Origin of the sequence: Kordia sp. SMS9, from assembly GCF_003352465.1 — a bacterium.
GTDB lineage: Bacteria > Bacteroidota > Bacteroidia > Flavobacteriales > Flavobacteriaceae > Kordia.
This window is the reverse complement of the sequence record NZ_CP031153.1, coordinates 2192533-2214365: the sequence shown is the minus strand read 5'-3', so window position 1 is coordinate 2214365 and position 21833 is coordinate 2192533. Positions and strand designations below refer to the sequence as shown.

Sequence of the window (21833 nt, the reverse complement as noted above, 5' to 3'; positions counted from 1 at the left end):
TAAAAATAATACAGTAACCCACAAAAAAAGAGCAGTGATATGAAAACATTAAAACTATTTTTTCCTGTAGTTATACTACTTTTCGTTACTTCTTGTATTTCGGTAAGAGTTGTTGCCGACTACGATCAAGAAGCTGATTTTGACACCTATAAAACATTTGCGTTTTATAAAACTGGAATTGACAAAGTAGAGATTTCAGATTTAGATAAAAAAAGAATTCTACGTTCTATTGAAAAGGAGATGATTGCCAGAGGCTTTGTAAAATCTGACGATCCTGATATTTTAGTAAACATCATGACCAAAGCTAACAAACGTGTAGACTTGAACAACAACTTCGGTTGGGGTTGGGGACTCGGCGGTTGGGGCTGGGGCGGCTGGGGCTGGAACCCATGGCTCTGGGGCGGCGGCGGAATGCAGTCCGTATCAACACGCATTGAAGGTGTGTTGTACATTGACCTGATTGACACAGACAAAAAAGAATTGGTATGGCAAGGAAGAGGTGCTGGAAATTTACTAGGCCGCACAGGAAATATTGAAAAGAAAGAAGCACGTATCCAAGAGTTTGTGGAAGAAATTATGAAAGAATACCCACCAATTGCAGATACGCAATAAAAGATACATTTCACATAGAAATTGAAAACCTCGGAAGTTATTTTCGAGGTTTTTTTATGCAGTTTTCTCAAATTTTCATCTTTGTAAATACTAAAAAGCAACGGTGCTTTTGGTAAAAACCTCCTGTGGTTTTGTGTTTTTCCTGCTGTGCACAGTTTTTCTGCTGCTGTGCACAGCTTTTTCTACTCCTTTGCGCTAGAAATGCGCGCTTGCGCTCCTATAATTTCCCCTTTTTGATTTAAAAACGTATATTCTTGTAAAAATTAGGACACTTAGTATTATAAAATTTCTTTCATTTATTTTGATTTTGGATTGGTTTCTTATAGATTTAAGGATATTACTCAATAGCATGTAAAACCGATGGAAAAAAATTATAAGGGAGCATTACGACGTATTCGGAAAGTAAAAAAAAATAATTCAAAAGGATTAGATTTAAGCGGATTTAAACTCACAGAAATTCCTAAAGAAGTTTTTGAATTAACGCATTTAACTGAAATTGATTTAAGATACAATCAAATCACTGAAATACCAGAAGCTATTGGAAAACTAACGAATCTATATAGCCTTTTTCTACATGACAATCAAATCACTGAAATACCAGCAGCTATTGGAAATCTAACTAATTTAAAGGACCTTAATCTAGGCAGAAATCAAATCTCTGAAATACCAACAGCTATTGGAAAACTCACGAATTTAAAGGACCTTAATCTAGTCAGAAATCAAATCTCTGAAATACCAACAGCTATTGGAAAACTAACTAATTTAACTACCCTTGATCTAAGCGTAAATCAAATCACTGAAATACCAGTAACTATTGGGAAACTAAGTAAGTTAACTGGTCTTGGACTAAGTAGAAATCAAATCACTGAAATACCAGAAGCTATTGGAAAACTGACGAAGTTAACTATACTTTATTTAAGAAATAATAAATTAATCTCAATCCCAGAATCTCTTAAAAAACTAACTAACTTAAGAGACGTTGACTTAAAGGGCAATCAATTCAAAGTAGGCTCTGAAGTATATCAACTTCCTCCACAAGAACAAATCCAAGCAATTCTTACATGGCAACACGCACAACAATCAGGCACTTTAGAACCCATTCATGAAGCTAAAGTTATTTTTATTGGGGAAAGTAATTTTGGAAAAACACATTTGATAGAGTTTCTTAAAGAAGGAAAAATCAAAAGAGAGATAAAAACCACACATGGTATTGAGCGTAGAAAGCTTGCTATTCCTTATCCTGAAAAAGATATTCAATTGAATATTTGGGATTTAGGCGGACAAGAATTTATGCGCAGTACCCACCAATTTTTCTTTTCAGAACGCACCTTGTATGTATTGGTCACATTGGCGCGTAGAGAACGTAATGAATTGAATCATTGGCTAAAACTCGTAAATCAATTAGGAAAAAAAGCACCCGTTTTAGTAGTCATTAATAAAATAGATTTGAATCCTCACGATATTGACAGGCTGAGTTTAGAGCGCGATTATCCGAATATCAAAGGTTTTATAAGAACTTGTATTAAAGACTGCCCAGAGAGTAATGCGGAAGATACTCTCAAGACTTTAAAACAGCGAATTATATCAATTGTAAGTGATCCTGATATTATGCCAAGTGTTTTTGAACAACGTCCACCAGATTGGTTTGCCGTAAAAAATGAGTTGGAAAAACTAGAAGCTAATGGCAAGGACTTTATAACCTATGCAGAATATGAAAAGTTAGATTTTATTAAAAAACTTCCCGAAGACGAACGTAAAATAAACTTGAAATTATTAAGTATGATTGGTGCGGTGGTCAGTTTTGTAGACGATCCACGTTTGATTGACACCAACGTGATCAATCCGCAATGGATTATGGATGGTGTGTATGCGATTATCAACGATCCACAAGTCAAAGATGAAGCCAAAGGGCAATTACATATTAATGATTTGGGACGGATTCTTCCAAAGGATAAATTTCCAACAGAACGACATGCCTATCTGTTAGAATTGATGGAAAAGTTTAATTTATGTTATCCTGCCAAAGAACAGCGTGATCTGTATTTTATCCCCGATCTTTTTGACGATGTTGAACCTGAAGCAACATGGAACGAAGATGATGTTTCCATACAGTTCCGCTATAATTACGACGATTTTTCTCCCGATGCATTTATGACACGCTTTATTGTGGAAATGCATCAAGACATTCAAGAGGACAAACGTTGGCGCAGTGGCGTGTATATTTCCAATGGTACTTGTCAAGCAAAAGTGTATCAAGCCTACAGTAAAAACTACATTCGCATTGAGATTACAGGATATAAAGGCGAAGGACGCAGTTATTTATACACCATCAGAGACAGGTTCCGAAAATTACACAAAACCTTTTCTGAAATTCAGATTACAGAAGAAGTATACTACAAAACGTATTGGCATAATTATGAAGAATTAACTAAACTCGAAAAAGTAAACGAAACTAAATATCATACTCAATTAGAAGAACGATTGCCTATTACAGATATTTTAAACGGATATACATCTACAGCAGAACGCAAAGGAAACTTAAAAATTATCAAAATATTTTTAGCGTCTTCTTATGAGTTGAAAACGGAAAGAGAACAGTTTGCATTATTTATCAATCGTGAAAATAACAGATTGATTGAAGATGGAATCTTCCTAAAACTTGAACTTTGGGAGGATTTTATTGACGTAATGGATCGAACACGTTTGCAAAACGCATATAATATTGTAATTAAAAATGCTGACATTTTCGTGAGTTTATTTTCTACAAAAGTAGGTATGTTTACCTTGGAAGAATTTGAAACAGCTTTTGGGCAATTTCAAGCAACAGGAAAGCCGTTTATATATACATATTTTAAAAATACAGCTATAAATATGGAAGATCTGAACAAGAAAGATTTTGATAGTCTTCATGATTTCAAAGAGAAGTTAAAAGCCTTAGGACATTTTAGAACAGTCTATAAAAATACTGAAGACTTGCATCTACAATTTAAAAGACAACTTGATAAAGTATTACCGCGTTTATTACAAATATGATTAATTTTTTGAAATTTAATCATGCTGCTTGAAATTTTACTTAAATCAATCAAACTCAGTTTTATAATTTTCTTATACATTTCTTAAAACACATTTTTATATATTTACTTTATTAAATTTTCTATTAGAATGATTCAAAAAGTAGTCTGTATACTCGCTGTTTTCTTTGTTTTTTCAAGTGTTTCCATAGCACAAGACAGCCTTTTTATAAAGTTAGATCGTAAAAATCGTGTGAAAGAATTAGGAACGATTCAACATGGAAAAAAGAATGGATTGTTTTTCAAATTCAAATCCAATGGAAAGCACAAATCCTACTTTTATAAAAATGGTAAAAAACGAACCTTAGCACCATCTGAAGTTTCAGTAGAAACACAATACGATCCAAAATCAAGAGGTCAGATTTTAGGTGAGTGTTTTGGCGTTCGCAAGAATGAAAGACGCACAGGATTGTGGCTTTTTTTTGATAACGACAAACAGTTTATTGCCGCTTCTAGGTTTGAAAATGATTTTTTGGAAGGCAACACCTACTATTTCCATGCCGATGGTGAAGTCATGAGAATGGAACAGTACGCCAAAGGTAAGAAACACGGAATTTCAGAAGAGTTTCACGCTGGTGGCGCATTGCATTATCGAATTCCCTATAAAAATGATAAGATTGCAGATGGAGAACATGTGTATTACTATCCGAACGGAAACAAGAAAATTGTGAACACTTATAAAAACGGCAAAAAGTTTGGCAAAAGTACTACGTATTACGAATCTGGCGCGAAAGAAATTGAAGGAGAATATCGCGATAAAGGTTTGGCAGAAGGTCCATGGAAAGAGTATTATGAAAATGGTACACTAAAAGAAGAATACTATTACAAACACGGACTTTTTCATGGTGAATACATAATTTACGATGAAAATGGAAAGGTTGTAGAACAGTATATTTATAAGAATGACAAGCTGATTAAGACGATTTTGAATTAGAATTTAGTCCGCTGCGCTGTTAGAATTGAGATCGCTGTGCTTTTAGACAGGCTTCGCCTATTTTTATTCTTTTAAAAATCAGCGTTTCACAGCATATCTCGATACAAATTTGTTGCACAAATTTACTCGATATGATGTTTCGTTTTTCCAATTCAACTTTGATATCCAACATGTTCGTTCGAGTGTTTTTCGAAATGTTTTACATTGAGCTTAGTTGAAATGAAATGAAGAAAATTGTATTGAGAACTTCTTTGAAACTAAATTTATAGACGTAATTTACTACTCTAAAACTTCATTTACTTTTCCTCTTAAAAAATCAATCAATGCTGTCATATTCCCGTTGAGTTCATAATTTGTATTCCAGTTGAGTTTTTCAGCGTTCGTGCTATATTGACAATAATAGCCATCTAGCGTAATTCCTTTACATTCAACTAAACACAACTCTTTAGCTAATAATACATTCAACGTATTGACTTCGGCTTGACTCAAAACAATAGTATGTTCATGAATCGCCAAACGATCTAAGTTAAAAACGCCTGTCTTAAAACGATTCCAATCGTATTCGGCATCCCAAGATTTTACTAATAGTTCAGAAGCATTTTCTTCGAAACCACTTACCGAAAAGCCGTATCTCATGAAATAAGGAATCTCCAAATAGGTAAATCGCCCAGAAATACCTTTTGGAGATGTAATTGTTGAGAGTTCAATTTTTACTTGATTGAAAAATTCATCTCTATCATTTGTGAAACGTTCCATGAATTAATACTGCATCAATTCCGCAATCTTAGCTTTTACTTTTTCTGTAGATGGAATCATCGTTTGTTCCAACGTACTGTTGAGCGGAATGGCTGGCATGTTTTCCGAACCAATAATCATGACAGGTGCATCTAAATATTTGAAACATTTTTCTTGAATCATTCCGCATAACGCTCTGGCAAACGAATTGTTTACAGGTTCTTCCGTCACGACTAAACATTTTCCTGTTTTCTTTACAGAGTCAATAATGGTTTCTTCATCAAGTGGAAACAACGTTCGTAAATCTATGATTTCAATGTGCTCGCGTTGTCCTTCCGAAGCATTCATTGCCCAGTGCGTTCCCATTCCGTAGGTAATGACGGTCATGGTTTCTTTTTCCTCTTGCTTCCAGATTTCTTGTAATATGTTTGCTTTCCCGAAAGGCAACATATAATCTTCTGCTGGTTCGATAGAAGTCGCTCCTTTCGTTCCTGGCACTTTTGACCAATACAATCCTTTGTGTTCTAAAATTACGACAGGATTTGGATCGTGATAGGCAGCTTTTAGCAAACCTTTTAAATCGGCTCCATTACTTGGATAGGCGATTTTAATTCCACGAATGTTTGTGAGGACAGATTCTACCGACGATGAATGATACGGCCCGCCACTTCCGTATGCACCAATGGGCACACGTAGAATCATAGAAACTGGCCATTTTCCGTTAGATAAGTAACACGAACGACTTACTTCCGTAAACAATTGATTGAGTCCTGGCCAAATATAATCGGCAAACTGAACTTCCACAATAGGTTTCAATCCAACCGCGCTCATTCCTACGGTTGAACCTACAATAAATGCTTCTTGAATTGGCGTATTGAACACGCGATCGTCTCCAAATTTTTGTGCTAAGGTTGCTGCTTCACGAAATACGCCGCCTAAACGTCCACCAACATCTTGTCCATATAACAAACATTCTTTGTGTTCGCGCATGAGTTCTTCTACAGCAAATAAGGCACAATCGACCATCACGACTTTTTCTTCACGTGCTGGACTACGCTCGCCTACTTCCGCTGTGACAGGCGTTGGTGCAAAATCGTGTGTAAATAAATCGGCTGGCGTTGGATCTTCCGCTTTTAGTGCTTCCTCAAAATCTGCTTTTACTTGTGCAATGGCGTCTGTTTCTATTTTTGAAACCGCTTCCGCAGAAAAGCCATGGTCGCGTAATTGCTGTTTAATTACGGGATACGGATCGCGCGAACGTGCTTCTTCCAAATCGTCACGATACCATTCCATACGCACTCCTGAAGTATGATGATTGAGTAAAGGAACTTTGGCATGAACCAACATTGGACGACGTTCTTCACGAATAGTTTTAATGACTTTTTCAAGCGTTTCGTAACTTTCTATAAAGTTGGCACCGTCAATGGAAATGGCATCCAATCCGATGAAACCTTCTGCATATTCCGCAGCATTTTGTGCTCTGGTTTCTGCGGCATTTGCCGAAATATCCCAACCGTTGTCTTGTACTAAGTATAGTATTGGCAATTGTTTTAGTGCTGCCATTTGAAACGCTTCTGCAATTTCGCCTTCGGTTACCGATGCATCTCCTAAAGAACACACCGTAATTGGATTCAAATCACGCGTATCGTCAAAAGGAGAGTCTTTCGCTGCTTGATCTGCAATACCTTGAATTTCTTTGTATTTCATTCCCATCGCAACACCTGTTGCAGGAATGGTTTGCATTCCCGTTGCAGACGATTGATGTGGAATTTTTGGTTTGTCGGCATCTTTTAAACTTGGATGTGAATAGTACGTTCGTCCACCCGAAAAAGGATCTTCTTTTTTAGCGAGTAATTGCAACATTAAGTCATACGGACGCATTCCGATAGATAACAACATCGCATCATCGCGGTAGTATGGAAACGCGTAATCTTGCGGTACTAATTGCATTCCAATTGCACATTGAATGGCTTCATGTCCGCGTGAAGTGGCATGCACATATTTGGAAACTTGCTTGAAATTGTCTTCGTATAATGTTGCCATTGCTTTGGCAGTGCAGAGCAATGAGAATCCTTTTTGTAGTGTTTCTTTGTTCATGTTTTTTTTTAGTAATGAGTTATTAGTAGTGAGTATTGAGATTCCTTCACAGCTAATTTCTCATTTCTTTTTATATATTTTATTTCAAAGTACTTCTCGATACTAATTTGTTTCACAAATTCACTCGAAGTGACGTCATGTTTTTAGTAATGAGTTATTAGTAGTGAGTATTGAGATACCTTCATAACTAATTTCTCATTTCTTTTTTCCTTTTTGTTTCATAGTACTTCTCGATACAAATTTGTTCTACAAATTCGAAGTGACGTTTAGTTTTTCTTTACTTTATGTGATACTGAGTCAAGTTAAGTAATACAATTTTGCTTTGATATTTCTCAATACTAACATCTCAGTACGCAATACTATTCACTAACTGAAACCATCCAGTTGTGTTTGTCTTCTAGTTTTCCTGCGCGCAATCCGTTGATGGTATCCATAACTAGTTGTCCAACCGGACTTTCGTCAGATACGTGAATTTGCGTGTTTTTGTACCCAATAGCTTGAATCATGGCGATGCCAACCGCAGTTCCTGTTCCAAAGGCTTCTTCGAGCGTTCCGTTGTTGGAAGCTTCCATGATTTCCGAGAGTTTAATGGGGCGTTGTTCTACTTCAAAACCATTGTCTTCCAAAATAGTGATGACACTTTTTCGCGTGATTCCGTCGAGAATAGCACCATCTAAACTTGGCGTGATGAATTTGCCATTGATTTTAAAGAAGATATTCATCGTTCCCACTTCTTGAATGTATTCGAAATCGTGTGCATCGAGCCACAATACTTGATCGAATCCTTTGCTTTTGGCAATTTCCGTTGGACGAATGGCTGCTGCGTAATTTCCTGCTGCTTTTGCTTCTCCTGTGCCACCTTCGGCAGCACGAATGTATTTCGTTTCTGCGTATAATTTGATTCGTTTTGTAAAGAATGGTCCCGCAGGCGACGCAATGATGATAAAGTGATAACTCGTGGCGGCGCGCATTCCGATAAAGGGTTCGGTGGCATACATAAACGGGCGTAAATAGAGCGCACTTCCTTCTTGTGGCGGAATCCAACCGCGTTCCATATTGACCAACTTTTTTAAGCCTTCCACAAATAATTCTTCTGGAAATTCGGGCATTCCCATACGACGTGCACTAAAGTTTAAACGTTTGGCATTCTCTTTTGGGCGAAATAGCAGCGGTTCACCTGCTTCGTTTACTGTAGCTTTCATACCTTCAAAAATTGCTTGTCCGTAGTGCAATGCCATCGCTGCTGGATGCGTAGGAATCATTTCTAAAGGTTGAATTTTTGGTGTTTGCCACGCACCATCTTCATACGAACAGATAAACATGTGATCGGTAAAGGTTCTTCCGAGTGGAATGTTGTCAAAATCGAGCTTGGATACATTTGATTCCGCTGCTTTTGTGATGTGTATGTTTTGTGTTTGTATCATTTGTTTAGTTGTTTGTTTTTTGATGATTCGTCAATTTGATCGCTTCACTATTTGTTGATTTGTTTTTGCTGTTCGCTCTTCACTTTTTCATTTATATTTTATCAGTTTACATTTTGAGTTTCACAGTACTTCTCGATACTAAATTCTTGCAGAATTTCACTCGAAGTGACGTTTTGGTTCCAATTTAGAGTTCAACTTCAAATTTTATATTTTCCGATTCGGATCGAATTCTTCTAGGTAATCACCTACTTTTCTTAGGAATGATCCGCCAAGGTATCCATCCACAACTCGGTGATCGAATGATAAGGATAGATACATCATGCTACGAATAGCGATTTCATCTCCTTTTTGGGTTGTAATAACTTCAGGACGTTTTTTAATAATTCCTAATGCCAAGATTGCTACTTCTGGTTGATTGATGATTGGCGTTCCCATCAAACTTCCAAAGGTGCCTACATTCGAAATGGTGAATGTGCTTCCTTGAATTTCTTCAGGTTTTAGTTTGTTTTCGCGAGAAGCATTGGCCAAGTGATTCACCTCAGCAGCCAAGCCTTTTAAGTTTTTTTCATCAGCATTTTTCACTACAGGAACGATTAAGTTTCCATTTGGTAAGGCAGTTGCCATTCCGATGTTGATGTCTTTACGTTCTATAATTTTCTTTCCATCTTCTGATACCGAAGCATTGATGCCTGGAAAGTCGATCACTGCTTTTGCAACCGCTTCCACAAATAATGGTGTAAACGTAAGTCGCTGATTGTATTTTTCTTGGAATGGAATTTTGTTCGCGTTGCGCCAATTCACCATGTTTGTGACATCAATTTCAATGTATGCCGTAACGTGTGGCGATGTGTGTTTGGAATACACCATGTGATCGGCGATCATTTTGCGCATGCGATCCATTTCTACCACAGTGTCATGTCCTTCCACATATTTGATTGGTGGTGGATTGTAACTACTTTTCGTCGCTTTCGGCTGCGCTTGTGGACGACTTGCCAATGGATATTGTCTATTTTTCAAATAATTGAACACATCACTTTTGCGAATACGTCCGTCGGCTCCTGTTCCTGGAATACTTTGCACTTCTTCGATTGTCATGTTTTCTTTTTTCGCAATGCTTACGATGAGTGGCGATAAAAAGGCATCAGGATTTCGTACGTATGTTGTTTGCTGACTATTGGATGTAGTATTGTTTGAAGTTGGTTGACTCGCTATTTTTGGTGTTTCTGCTTTTATTTTCTCTTTTGAGGTTTCCGCTGCAATTTCTCCGTTTTCAGAAGCGTCAATCAAAGCAATGATTTCTCCGACTGGCACGACATCGTTGGGTTGAAAATGAATTTCTGTGATCGTTCCTGTGCAAGGTGAGGGCACTTCGGAATCTACTTTGTCCGTAGCAACTTCTAAAATAGTTTCTTCGATTTCGATGGTATCTCCCACATTTTTCATCCAACTGATAATAGTGGCTTCTGAGATACTTTCTCCCATTTTGGGCATTTTCAGCGGTACAATAGGCATGAGCGTTTGTTTTTCAATTGTTTTCTCGATAATCGAGATTTAAATACTCCAATACTTGCTTCGAAGCAATTGACTTTCTTCTTAAAAATCGAACAAAATTACTGATTTTCTAGCGTTTTAAAATAAATACACTATATATGATTATTATTAGCAGTGTTTTTTTCTTTATTTTTGATTTTTAATTGTATTTTTTTCTTTTAGAAGCTGTTTGATATGGCTTTTTTATATTTTTTATCTGAAACCTATGAAGTTAGATCAAGTTGATTTGAAAATTTTGAAGTTGTTGCAACAGAATAGCAATCGTACCACCAAAAGTTTGGCAGAGGAATTACAGATGTCAACCACGCCCGTTTTTGAACGTATTAAAAAGCTTGAAAAAGAAGGGTTTATCGATAGTTATGTAGCGTTGTTGAATGCAAAAAAGTTGGGCTTGAGGCAAACCGTTTTTATAGGAATTACGCTGCAAGGACACACACGTAGCTATTTGGAGCGCTTTGTAAAACAGATCAACATGTTTCCTGAAGTCGTAGAATGTCATCGTATTACGGGAAACTTTGATTATTTGTTGAAATTGGTGGTTGAAGATGTCGAAGCTTATGAAAAATTTATCATTACCAAATTGACTTTGCTTCCGTATTTGGGAAGTGTTCAGAGTTATGTGGCATTGTCGAAAGGAAAGCAAACACATGAGTTGAATTTGGAGGTTTTATAATACATTTTGTAACATGAAAATAGGGAAACGTTTTAATCAACTTCGTACAAGTGAATATATTCATTTTATAGATAATTATAAAAAATATACAGACTTCAATACTTTAGGTTTGTATCGTTCTATTTGTGAAAATGAAAAATTGACACTTTCTGAAAAAATTGAAATTCGAGATTACGCCAATACTATTTTTGGTAAAACATTTGACTTTTATCAACTGAAAGATCCAACAACATATTTTGACCTTATTACTTTGGGGAAAGAATTAACCGTTGCCGATGAACAAAAGATTTGGGATGATATTAAAGTTAATCAACAAAAAATATTAACTAAAAAAAGAATTAAACATCGAAATTTTGGAGAATATTCAAAACATAATTGCGGCTACGAAGATTGTCGCTATAATGGATTGATGATAAAGCAAGGTTCTTTTCTTGCCAATAGCAACCTATATTTTGATTCTGACAAGAATGATTGTGCTGCAAAAAATAGATCGGAACGAATAAAGAAACAGCGAAAAAATAGAAATCAAATCATTAATGATCAACTAGATGATTTATTTTAGTTTGATTTCTATATAGGTATGGTTTTGAACTAAAAGTATTTATTCTAGTTAAAGAGAAGAAAACGCTATTCTTAGTAGGTAATATTTGTCTTATATTTGATTTTTAATATCGAATATTATGTCCACCATCTCCAACAGCAAGCGAAATTTAGTCAGAATCGTATATGATATTGCGAATGATCACGGAATTGCTATTGAATCTTTTTCGTATGATTGGATTTTGAAATTGTCTAAAAACGGAATTCACAAACATATTTTTGGATATAATTTCGAACTGAATTCTGCTACCTCAAAGATGATTGCTGGCGATAAAAGTGCGGCTTCCGATTTGCTAGAAGCTGCAACTGTTGCCACAGTTCAACACAAATTATTTTTGAATCCAAGTATGGAAAAATATGTGGGAAGCATTGGAAATTGGCAACACATATTGAAATTCTTCCACGAGAATCATCAGCATATTGTCTGTAAACCTGTAGATGGAACTGGCGGAAATGGTGTGTTTATGGTCAAAACTGTTACACAACTAGAGCAAGCCATTCACACACTTTTTTCAAAACATAGAAGCATCTGTTTATCACCTTTTTATGAAATTCAGAAAGAATACAGAGCTGTCATTTTAGATGGTGAAGTGGAATTGTTGTATCAAAAAAATATTCCTTTTGTGATGGCTGATGGTGTTTCAACTATTTTAGAATTGCTTCAAGGTAAATTTTCAGGCGATACTTTAGATAGTGTGATCACTTCGTTTACTAACAAAAAAGAACAAAGTTTGAGCGACATCCCGCCGAAAGGCGAAACGATAGAAGTCAATTGGAAAAGTAATTTGGGTGAAGGCGCTCAGGCGGAAATTATTGCTAACGAAGCCATTTCAACGCTTGCTATAAAAGCTGCAAATGCCATTAACATTCGATTTTGTTCTGTAGATATTATTGAAACAACTTTGGGAGCATTTTATGTATTGGAAATCAACTCTGGCGTGATGATTGAGCATTTCTTAAATAGCAATCCGCAGGAATATGATCGTGTGAAAGCAATTTATGAAAAGGCTGTGTTGCGGATGTTAGAAATATAACACAACTATTTTATGAAAACCTATTTGCTTTCAATTATTGCAATCTTTTCAATTTACAACTCAAACGCGCAGGTTGAAAATACTAAAGAAGCTATTGTAAAGAATAAAGTGAAATCTTCTGAAGAAAGACATTGTTTCATAGGTTCTTCTGGAAGTTGCACTGTAATATATGAAGCGTATGATAACCGTGGAAATATTATCGAATGGAATATGGGACGTTTGGGTACTAGATATAAATATCAATACGATCAAAAAAACAGAAAAGTAGCTACTATATGGATTGATAAAAGTGATACTACTAAAGTGGACACTATTCTTTTTAAATATGATGAATTTGACAAATTAGTTTCAGAAAATAATAATCCATATCCTCATAATAGTGAAAATTTAAAAAATTGGTATGATCATAAAAATCGTTTGATCAAGCAGATTTCTAGGTCAAAAAATCACGAACAAGATTCTATTATAAGCACAACAATTCTTGAATGGACAGATTTTGACAAGATGAAATCTGAGTATCGTTTTAGTCATAAGTTAGATGCAGAAAATGACACTTTATATACTCATAAAAAAATATATGAATACGATTCATATGAGAATTTGACTAGAGAAGTCCATTCTAAAAACAATGAAGTTTTCAACACTATTTGTTATGAATATGATGCTTCTCTTCGATTGATTAAAAAAAGTACAGATAACAGTAATAGAATTAAAATGCTGAATGAGCATAAGTACGGAAATCGCAAAGATATTGATGTATTACTTACTACTTTTACATATGATTCTCAAGGTAGAATCAAAGAGAAATACACTTATTTTAGTGATCCATGTATGAGTCTTGACAATCATTTTACCTATAAACACTTTTATAAAAAAAATGGATTGCTTGATTATGTAAATGTTTTTGAAGAAGAGATGCTCAGATTCACTATAAGTTATAAATATACTTTTTATTAACTATCTCTTCCCCATAAAATCATACAAAGGATCATAAAAACACTTCCTGTTTTTATGATCCTTTTTTACAACCGTCACTTATTCCATTAAAATCCAGTAATCATTCGAATACTTCCCGAACCACCTTGCGCTACATATAAAGTGTTTCCGTCTGCGGAAGCCACAATACCATTAGGTGTGTTTAATCGTGCTTCGTCTCCATTTCCATCCAGACTTCCCGCAATACCTTTACTTCCCGCAATGATTTCGGCATTCCCTTGTGCATCTATTTTATACACAACATGATCTGCTATTGCCGTCGCATAAAAAACTCCGTTCACATAAATGATAAAACCTACACCTCCATTTATGGGTAAATTCACAAATGAAGAAACGGCATTGGTCTGCGCATCTATTTTAATAATTTGCCCAGAAACATAGTCAGACACATACATATTATTGTCAGCATCTAAGGTAACACTGCTATTGTTATAAATAGAATGGCTTATGGTAAGCTTTGCTCCGCTAGGATCAATTTTTGTGACCGCGTTGTTTACATTATTATTGGTGTATACATTTCCAACATCATCCAATGCCAGTGCAATTGTACCCAACACATTAGTTGCAATGGTTTGTGTGACAACTCCTTGATCTGAAAGTTCAACAATATCTGATACATTGTATCTTGCCAAGTACAATTTTCCTTGATCGTTAAAGATCATTCCTGCAGCGCCAGGTTGATTTTCAGCAAACAAAGAAACTGATTGATCTGTGTCTATTTTATATACTTTAGAAGTTCCATAGCTGGCCGCAAATAAAATTCCATTGCTATCAATGGTCAATCCGTCTGGAGCAAGAATGGAAGCATAGGTAGAAACTTGCACAGACGATGGTGTCGGATCGGCAGGATCAACAGGATCTGGGTCAACGGGATCGACTGGGTCGGCAGGGTCGACTGGGTCTGTCCCACTATCTTCCATTGGAATTGTCGGTGTAATATCGTCTGACGAACTATCTGAGCAGCCTAAAATGGAAATGACCATCAGTAGTAAAACGATTGTTTTTGTACATGTAATTGCTTTTTTAATAATCTTTTTTTACGGTTTATACTTCCGCAATTATAGAGACATTACGAGTACAAATCGTTCAAGATTATGATATGGAACTCATTCTATAGTGACTTTTTTCTCTTTGATGAATTGAAATGGTGTTTTGCCCATTTTCTTTTTGAATTTTGTATTGAATGTTGTTTTTGAATTGAAACCTGCTTCATACGCCAATCCTAAAATTGTTAGATGTTCATTGGTGCTTTTTTGAGAAAGTTCTATGAATTCTTGAATGCGATATTCATTGATAAAGTCATTAAAGTTTTGCTTAAATTCTACATTGATCACATTGGAAAGAATGCTTGTATTGATTTCCAACATTGTTGCCAATTCGTGAAGCGTCAATCGAGGTTTTAAATACGGTTTTTCTTCTTGCATTAATTGTAGCAATTGTGCTTTTAGTGAATTGAGTTCATTGTCTTTTAAAAGTGGTTCTTTTTCTTTTTTTATTGCTAAAGGCATTTTAAATAATGATGGCTGATTCATTGCAAAATACGCCAACGCATACGTTATAAAAACCAACGCTAGCCAAATCATTCCATACCCAAAAACATTAAACGGATTGTAAAATCCTATCACCCACGATAAATATGAAAAAAGCCAAGATATAAGACATATTCCAATTAAAATTAAGATGACTGTGAGATAACTTGGATATTGTTTGAAGGAAAGATTGTCTACTGTATTTTTCTTGTATCTCAATAACAATCTCACATTTAACAACAGATAGCATATATTCAAAAAGATGGCGCTTCCTTCAATAATAATAAAGCGCATTCTAATATATTTTAACCAGAATATGTACAACGGATTTGACGCATCTAGCAGCAACGGAATTTCAGAAATTACAAATAAAGTCGCAGGAATTAGATGAATGAATAATTCTTTTCTCCCGAGTTTAAACTTTGAGACTAATGTTTTTATGTAGAAATATAGAATTGGACCATATAGATAGATAACCGCATCTGGCAGTGCTAAAAAATTTGGCAATTGGGCTATTGCCTTTGTATCAATAAGTACTCTTCCCAACATCGTAAGAACAATCAAACATATAAACGCAGACAGAAATTTATTTGCACGTTTGTTTTTATCTTTAATTCGATACAATAAGATGATAAAAATAGAACCTTGTAGGATTCCTAGGAGTAATACAACGGTAAAAAAACTAAACTTCATGGTACTCAAATATACACTAAAGTATATGTGTATATTTTATAATAATTGTTAAACTTTAAAAGAACGAAGTCTAATCATTTTTCCATAAAATCCCGCAAGGTATCATAAAACGCTTCCTGCGTAGGACGGTTTTTGGGAACTTCACGCAATGGCTCAACTTCACGCAAGGTTTCATGACAGTCAGTTGGTAATTGTTGATATAGTTGTGTTCCTTTGGTTTTCCAAGCAATCATTTCATCACTAACTTGCTTGATAACTTTTGCAGGATTTCCAACCACCAAACTACGACGTGGAATCACTGTTTTTGCTTTCACGAACGCCATTGCGCCAATGATACTTTCATCGCCAATTTCTGCATCGTCCATAATTACAGTGTTCATTCCGACCAAAACATTTTTGCCAATATTCGCGCCGTGAATGATAGCGCCATGTCCAATATGCGCACTTTCTTTCAATACAATCGACTTGCCTGGAAACATGTGAACGGTGCAGTTTTCTTGCACATTGACACCATCTTCCAAGATGATTTCTCCCCAATCGCCACGAATCGCCGCGCCTGGACCGATGTAACAATCTTTACCAATAATCACATTTCCTGTCACCGCCGCTAATGGATGTACAAAACTGCTTTCGTGTATAACGGGAATATATCCTTTGAATGAATAAATCATATTTTCACTTCCTGCGCAGGCAGAAACTTTTTTCAAGTTTGTAATTATTTGTAAAAATACTATTTTTTTAATTGATATAGATTGGTCAATATTAGCGTATGAATTATGAAAGCAGTACAACTTACATATAAACTTATAATGCAATTTGAAGCGCTAGAACAAGATATTGTGAAGTTAAAATTCAGACCATTTGAAACAACAGCACATGAAAATATATTGTGATTTCAATGATACTCAAAGTCACGTTTTGAACATTTAGTGTTCAATTTAAAACTCAATATTTACCATTTATAATTTAGAGTTTCTCCGTCAATCGTAATATATCTCCAAAAACACCTCTTGCGGTCACTGCTGCACCAGCTCCTGCGCCTTGAATAACCAACGGTTGTTCTTTGTACGCTTCTGTGTAAATTTCAAAAATAGAATCCGAACCTTTTATTTGTCCCAAAGCACTATTGCTTGGCACAGAAATGAGTTTGACTTCCAAGATTCCTGTTTCCGTTGATAAATCGCCCACATAGCGCAATACGTGATTTTCCTTTTGATTGGCTTTGATTAGCTTATACGTTTCATCTAAATCGGTTACGCTCTTTTTGAATTCTTTCAAACTAATCGTTTGTAAGTGCGCTGGCAATAAGTTTTGAATGGTGATGTCTGAGAATTCGTGTTTTAAATCCAATTCTCTGGCAAGGATCAATAACTTTCGCGCCACATCGTTTCCTGATAAATCTTCGCGTGCATCAGGTTCGGTATATCCTTTTTCTTCTGCTTGTTGTAATACAGTGCTAAATTCAACATCTTCTATGGAAAAAGTATTAAAAAGATAACTTAAAGAACCTGAGAATACACCGCGAATTTTATTGATTTTTTCTCCTGATTTGTGCAATAGTTTAATGGTGTCAATTAATGGCAAACCAGCTCCGACATTGGTTTCGTACAAATAATTTTTTTGATGCTTTTTCAGTTCGCTTCGCAACGTTTCATAAAATGAATACGCGACTGTATTCGCTATTTTATTTGCCGAAACCAAATCGAAACCATTAGTAACTAAACTTATATAATTATGAATAAAATCTTTACTTGCTGTGGTATCGACTGCGATTAAGTTTTCTAAATGATGATTTGTTGCATAGTCGATGATTTGCTGCACAGTATAGGCAACTTTTTCTTTCAAAAATGCTTCTTTCCATTTGTCAGCGATACCGCTTTTTTCTAAATATACATGCTGTGAATCTGCCACAGCAAATACATTCAACTTGATATTATTTTTCGCTAAGATTGCTTTTTTGCTTTGAATGATTTGATCTAAAAGTGTTCCGCCAACCAATCCTTTTCCAAAAACAGCCAAGTTTATTTTTTTAGAAATCCCGAAAATTTGTCCGTGAATTACGTTAATAGCTTTGTGCAATGCTGATTCTTTCACTACCAAACTCACGTTTTTGCCAGAAACTGTATTGTTAAACAGAATTGGCACAATTTGATTTTTGATCAACGCATTGTACGGTTTGTGAAATTCGCTCAAATCTTGTCCAATGATCGAAATCACAGCAACATCATCTACCAACGATATTTTGTTCACATCATTGTTATAGAAGTCATTTTCAAATTCTTTTTGTAAGGCTGCAACTGCTTTCGGAGCTTTGTCCGCATCAATCACCAAACCAATGCCACGCTCCGAAGAACCTTGTGAAATGATACTGACATTGATATCATTTTCGCCCATTGTTTTAAAAATTCGCGCATCAACGCCCACACGACCAAGCAAACCTCTACCTTCTAAATTGACCAAGGCAACATTGTCTAACACGGAAATGGATTTGATTCCTTTGGTTGTTGTCTTTTGCTTGATGATGGTTCCTTCATCCGAACTATTGAAGGTGTTTAAGATTCGCAATGGAATGTTTTTTTCAATAAGTGGCAACATGGTTTTTGCATGTAAAATATTCGCGCCAAAGTTTGCCAATTCGTTTGCTTCGTTGAATGACAATTCCGAGATTTTTCGTGCATCTGCCACCAAATCAGGATTTGCTGTAAAAATTCCATCTACATGTGTATAGTTTTGCAATTCTTCTGCGTCTAAAAAATTCGCCAATAACGCCGCTGTGTAATTGCTTCCGTTTCGTCCCAACGTCGTAGTTTCATTGTTTTCATTAGACGCGATAAAACCCGTCACAATATTCACCGTAGTTCCGTTGTACGATTTAAAATGATTGATGATATTGTTGCGAGAAACAACATCAAACGGACGCGCATTTCCAAAAGAATTGTCGGTTTTTATCAAGTTTCGCGTATCGGTAAAATGAGCATTGACGCCTTCTTTTTTTAACAAATTCGTCACCAATTTTGCAGCGATAATTTCACCTTGTGATACGACTTGATCTTTTATTTTTTCACTATAATCGCCCAATAAAGAAACGCCTTGAAATAAATTTTCGAGCGTTGTAAATTCTTCTGAAAAATCTAACGAGCGATCTATTTGACTTTGATAGGCTTTAAACGCCGTAAATTGTTCGTGATAGGATTCTTTGCGAATTGCTTTTTCTAACATTTCTAGCAATTCATTGGTAGCGTTTCCGCGTGCGGATAACACGACGGCAATGTCTTCTTGTTGTGCTGCTTTTTCTTTTATGATTTGAATGGCGGCTTTGATTCCTTTGCCATTAGCAAGGGATTTACCACCAAATTTTAAAATCTTCATAGCATTGTAGTGTAAGTACTTGGTTTAAATTGATGATTTTTGAACTTGAAATATGTTTCTGAGCATTTGACTTAATTGTCCGTATTCTATTAAAAATGCATCGTGTCCGTGAATGGACTGAATTTCGTCGTGATATATATTTTCTTTGAAACGCTTTAATCTTCTATAGGTTTCAATATCTTCATCTGGTGAAAAAAAGATATCACTGTTGATACTGATGATGTGAATGTTTCCTGCAATTTTTGACGCTACCGTTTCTAATGGTCCTCTTCCGCGCGTTATATCAATCGTTTTTAAGAGCTGATTCATCAGTTTGTACGCTCCCAATTGATAGCGTTGTTGTAATTTTTTTCCGTGATGCGCCAACCAACTTTCCGTGTTGAACATGTCTTTTTCTTTGTGACGTGTTCGCTGAAATTTCACTTTGAGTGAAAACGGCGTACGATAACACAACATGGCATGAATACGTGCATCTTCTACCGGATTGCTAGAGTTTTCTAAGATCCGTTCTTGCAAAAAACAATTGCCCATCAACCAATCGGTCGATTTCCAATCAGCCGCAATCGGAATTAGATTTTGAATCAAATTTGGTTCTAAAACTGCCATTTCCCAAGCAATTCCGCCTCCTAACGATCCGCCAATAGCGGCGAAAAGCTGATTGATTTTTAATTGTTCCAATCCTCTTAGGAAAATCTTTGCCACATCACGTGCTACAAAATCTTTGTAATGCTCAATCAAACCGCCTTCCATAAAAAAACCATTTCCTGGAATGTCAAAACTCAAAATTTTAAAATGATTCGTATCAATGCATTTATCTTCTCCGATCAATTTGTTCCACCAACCGTTTTCCCCAGTTACTTCTGAGTTCCCCGTTAAGGCGTGATTTACTAAAACAATTGGCGCATTGACGTTATCCGAACCTACAAGCTGATAACTCAACTTGAGGTTTGGATAGTACGCGCCACTTTCGGTAAAGAAATTTGAAATGGTAATATGTGCTGCTTTTTGTGTCAAAATATTGTGTTTATGATGCTGGAATTCCTGCGGTAATTTTGTCAAATACAGTTTTTAAATCTGCTTTTAAATCTTCCACATCTTCCAATCCGACAGACAAGCGAATTAAGTCTTGTGTAACACCTGTAGAGGCTTGTTGTGCTTCATTTAATTGCTGGTGCGTCGTACTTGCTGGGTGAATGATGAGTGATTTTGTGTCTCCAATATTGGCTAAGAGTGAGAAAACTTCTGTTTCGTCTGCAATGCGTTTTGCAGCTTCATACCCTGCTTTGATACCAAAGGTTACAATTCCGCTTTGTCCTTTTGACAAGTATCTATCTGCCAACGCTTTGTAATTGCTAGTTTCCAATCCTGGATAATTTACCCAAGCTACGGCTTCTTGTGTTTGCAACCATGTTGCGAGTTCTAGTGCGTTTTGGCTGTGTTGTTTGATACGAATTGGCAACGTTTCCAATCCTTGTATAATTTGAAATGCGTTGAATGGACTGAGTGCCGAACCAAAATCGCGCAATCCTTCAATACGTACTTTGGCGATGAATGCTGCTGCTTCGAGTGCTTCACTGTATACCAAACCGTGATATCCTGCGGATGGTTCTGTAAATTCTGGGAATTTTCCGTTTGTCCAATCAAAAGTTCCTGCGTCAATGATTGCGCCACCTAAGGCAGTTCCGTTTCCGTTAATGTATTTTGTGAGTGAGTGAATAACGATGTTTGCGCCATGTTTGATAGGATTCAATAAGTAAGGTGTGGCAATCGTATTGTCTACAATGAGTGGGATTTTGTTGGCTTTTGCTTGTGCAGAAATTGCTTCGATATCTAAAACATCTAATTTTGGATTTCCTAAAGATTCAATGAAAATTGCTCTGGTATTTTCTTGTGCGGCATCATTGAAACTATTTTCTTGATCTGGATCTACAAATGTTGTGGTAATTCCGAGTCTTGGCAAGGTAACATTTAGCAAATTATACGTTCCGCCATACAAACTGTTAGAAGCTACAATGTGATCACCTGCTCTAAGTAGTGTTAGGAATGTTGTGGCAATCGCTGCAGTTCCTGAAGCGGTAACTACGGCTGCCAATCCACCTTCTAAAGCAGTTAATCGCTGCTCTAAAATGTCATTGGTTGGATTGTTGATTCTCGTGTAAATATTTCCTGGTTCTGCTAACGAAAATAAATTCGATGCGTGATCGGAATTGTTAAAGACATACGCTGTAGATTGATAAATTGGCACCGCTCTTGTACCTCCGTTTTGCGTTGTGTCGTGTCCTGAATGTAATGCTTTTGTTGCGAATTTTTGTGTACTCATTTTCTTTGTTTTTATGTTTGTTTTTGTTTTTTTTCTATTTGTTGATTCATTATCCAATCTATTACCCTACTAATTTAGTAGAGATATTTTGTCGACGAATATATTCGACTTTACAGTATTTTATTGATTTTCTCAGATATTTCACAAATTATATTGTAATCGTTATTTAATTTTTATTTTATGACTATTTCTATA

The 21833-nt window shown here is 35.9% G+C and carries 17 protein-coding genes; 7 read left to right on the top strand and 10 right to left on the bottom strand.

Annotation, left to right across the window (positions count from 1 at the left end):
• Positions 1-39 precede the first annotated feature (39 nt).
• From KORDIASMS9_RS09610 to KORDIASMS9_RS09600, 3 genes are all read left to right on the top strand, one after another.
• On the top strand, positions 40-612 hold the full coding sequence (locus KORDIASMS9_RS09610) for a DUF4136 domain-containing protein (protein ID WP_114902639.1): 573 nt from the start codon (positions 40-42) through the stop codon (positions 610-612).
• 360 nt (positions 613-972) lie between these two features.
• Complete coding sequence (locus tag KORDIASMS9_RS09605) at positions 973-3645, top strand: COR domain-containing protein (protein WP_114902638.1); 2673 nt, start codon at positions 973-975, stop codon at positions 3643-3645.
• A 129-nt stretch (positions 3646-3774) separates the two neighbouring features.
• The gene (locus tag KORDIASMS9_RS09600; protein WP_114902637.1) at positions 3775-4617 is read left to right on the top strand and encodes a toxin-antitoxin system YwqK family antitoxin; all 843 of its coding nucleotides are present in this window, start codon (positions 3775-3777) and stop codon (positions 4615-4617) included.
• 279 nt (positions 4618-4896) lie between these two features.
• Here KORDIASMS9_RS09600 and KORDIASMS9_RS09595 read toward each other — a convergent pair whose 3' ends face one another.
• The 4 genes from KORDIASMS9_RS09595 to KORDIASMS9_RS09580 form a co-directional block, all read right to left on the bottom strand.
• Positions 4897-5373, bottom strand: a complete 477-nt coding sequence (locus KORDIASMS9_RS09595; protein ID WP_114902636.1) for a hypothetical protein — start codon at positions 5371-5373, stop codon at positions 4897-4899.
• A 3-nt stretch (positions 5374-5376) separates the two neighbouring features.
• On the bottom strand, positions 5377-7449 hold the full coding sequence (locus KORDIASMS9_RS09590; RefSeq protein WP_114902635.1) for a thiamine pyrophosphate-dependent enzyme: 2073 nt from the start codon (positions 7447-7449) through the stop codon (positions 5377-5379).
• Positions 7450-7808: 359 nt separating this feature from the next.
• Positions 7809-8873: a branched-chain amino acid aminotransferase gene (locus KORDIASMS9_RS09585; RefSeq protein ID WP_114902634.1), complete on the bottom strand. Its 1065-nt coding sequence runs from the start codon at positions 8871-8873 to the stop codon at positions 7809-7811.
• Between the two features lie 204 nt (positions 8874-9077).
• Entirely contained in the window at positions 9078-10385 is a 1308-nt protein-coding gene (locus KORDIASMS9_RS09580) for a dihydrolipoamide acetyltransferase family protein (protein ID WP_114902633.1), read from the bottom strand.
• A 244-nt stretch (positions 10386-10629) separates the two neighbouring features.
• On the opposite strand from KORDIASMS9_RS09580, the gene KORDIASMS9_RS09575 reads away from it, so the two are divergent.
• The 4 genes from KORDIASMS9_RS09575 (at position 10630) to KORDIASMS9_RS09560 (ending at position 13688) form a co-directional block, all read left to right on the top strand.
• Complete coding sequence (locus KORDIASMS9_RS09575) at positions 10630-11097, top strand: Lrp/AsnC family transcriptional regulator (RefSeq protein WP_114902632.1); 468 nt, start codon at positions 10630-10632, stop codon at positions 11095-11097.
• Positions 11098-11110: 13 nt separating this feature from the next.
• Entirely contained in the window at positions 11111-11659 is a 549-nt protein-coding gene (locus tag KORDIASMS9_RS09570; RefSeq protein WP_114902631.1) for a hypothetical protein, read from the top strand.
• 118 nt (positions 11660-11777) lie between these two features.
• Entirely contained in the window at positions 11778-12731 is a 954-nt protein-coding gene (locus KORDIASMS9_RS09565) for a RimK family alpha-L-glutamate ligase (protein WP_114902630.1), read from the top strand.
• A 12-nt stretch (positions 12732-12743) separates the two neighbouring features.
• Positions 12744-13688 carry a hypothetical protein gene (locus KORDIASMS9_RS09560; protein ID WP_114902629.1) on the top strand — a complete coding sequence of 315 codons (945 nt, stop codon included), beginning with the start codon at positions 12744-12746 and terminating at the stop codon, positions 13686-13688.
• An 86-nt stretch (positions 13689-13774) separates the two neighbouring features.
• Here KORDIASMS9_RS09560 and KORDIASMS9_RS23640 read toward each other — a convergent pair whose 3' ends face one another.
• The 6 genes from KORDIASMS9_RS23640 to KORDIASMS9_RS09530 all read right to left on the bottom strand — a co-directional run bounded on the left by KORDIASMS9_RS23640 (position 13775) and on the right by KORDIASMS9_RS09530 (position 21638).
• Positions 13775-14710, bottom strand: coding sequence for a hypothetical protein (locus KORDIASMS9_RS23640; RefSeq protein ID WP_205318049.1), 936 nt, complete (start codon positions 14708-14710; stop codon positions 13775-13777).
• A 123-nt stretch (positions 14711-14833) separates the two neighbouring features.
• A complete protein-coding gene (locus tag KORDIASMS9_RS09550; RefSeq protein ID WP_114902628.1) occupies positions 14834-15949 on the bottom strand; it encodes an AraC family transcriptional regulator in 1116 nt (371 codons plus the stop codon).
• A gap of 74 nt (positions 15950-16023) precedes the next feature.
• On the bottom strand, positions 16024-16620 hold the full coding sequence (locus KORDIASMS9_RS09545; protein ID WP_114905198.1) for a transferase hexapeptide repeat family protein: 597 nt from the start codon (positions 16618-16620) through the stop codon (positions 16024-16026).
• Between the two features lie 295 nt (positions 16621-16915).
• Complete coding sequence (gene thrA / locus KORDIASMS9_RS09540; protein ID WP_114902627.1) at positions 16916-19318, bottom strand: bifunctional aspartate kinase/homoserine dehydrogenase I; 2403 nt, start codon at positions 19316-19318, stop codon at positions 16916-16918.
• Positions 19319-19342: 24 nt separating this feature from the next.
• Positions 19343-20377 (bottom strand): alpha/beta fold hydrolase, encoded by a 1035-nt coding sequence (locus tag KORDIASMS9_RS09535; RefSeq protein WP_371412761.1) that lies wholly within the window; start codon positions 20375-20377, stop codon positions 19343-19345.
• On the bottom strand, positions 20343-21638 hold the full coding sequence (locus tag KORDIASMS9_RS09530) for an O-acetylhomoserine aminocarboxypropyltransferase/cysteine synthase family protein (protein ID WP_114905196.1): 1296 nt from the start codon (positions 21636-21638) through the stop codon (positions 20343-20345). The genes KORDIASMS9_RS09535 and KORDIASMS9_RS09530 overlap by 35 nt, the downstream gene beginning before the upstream one ends.
• Positions 21639-21833 lie beyond the last annotated feature (195 nt).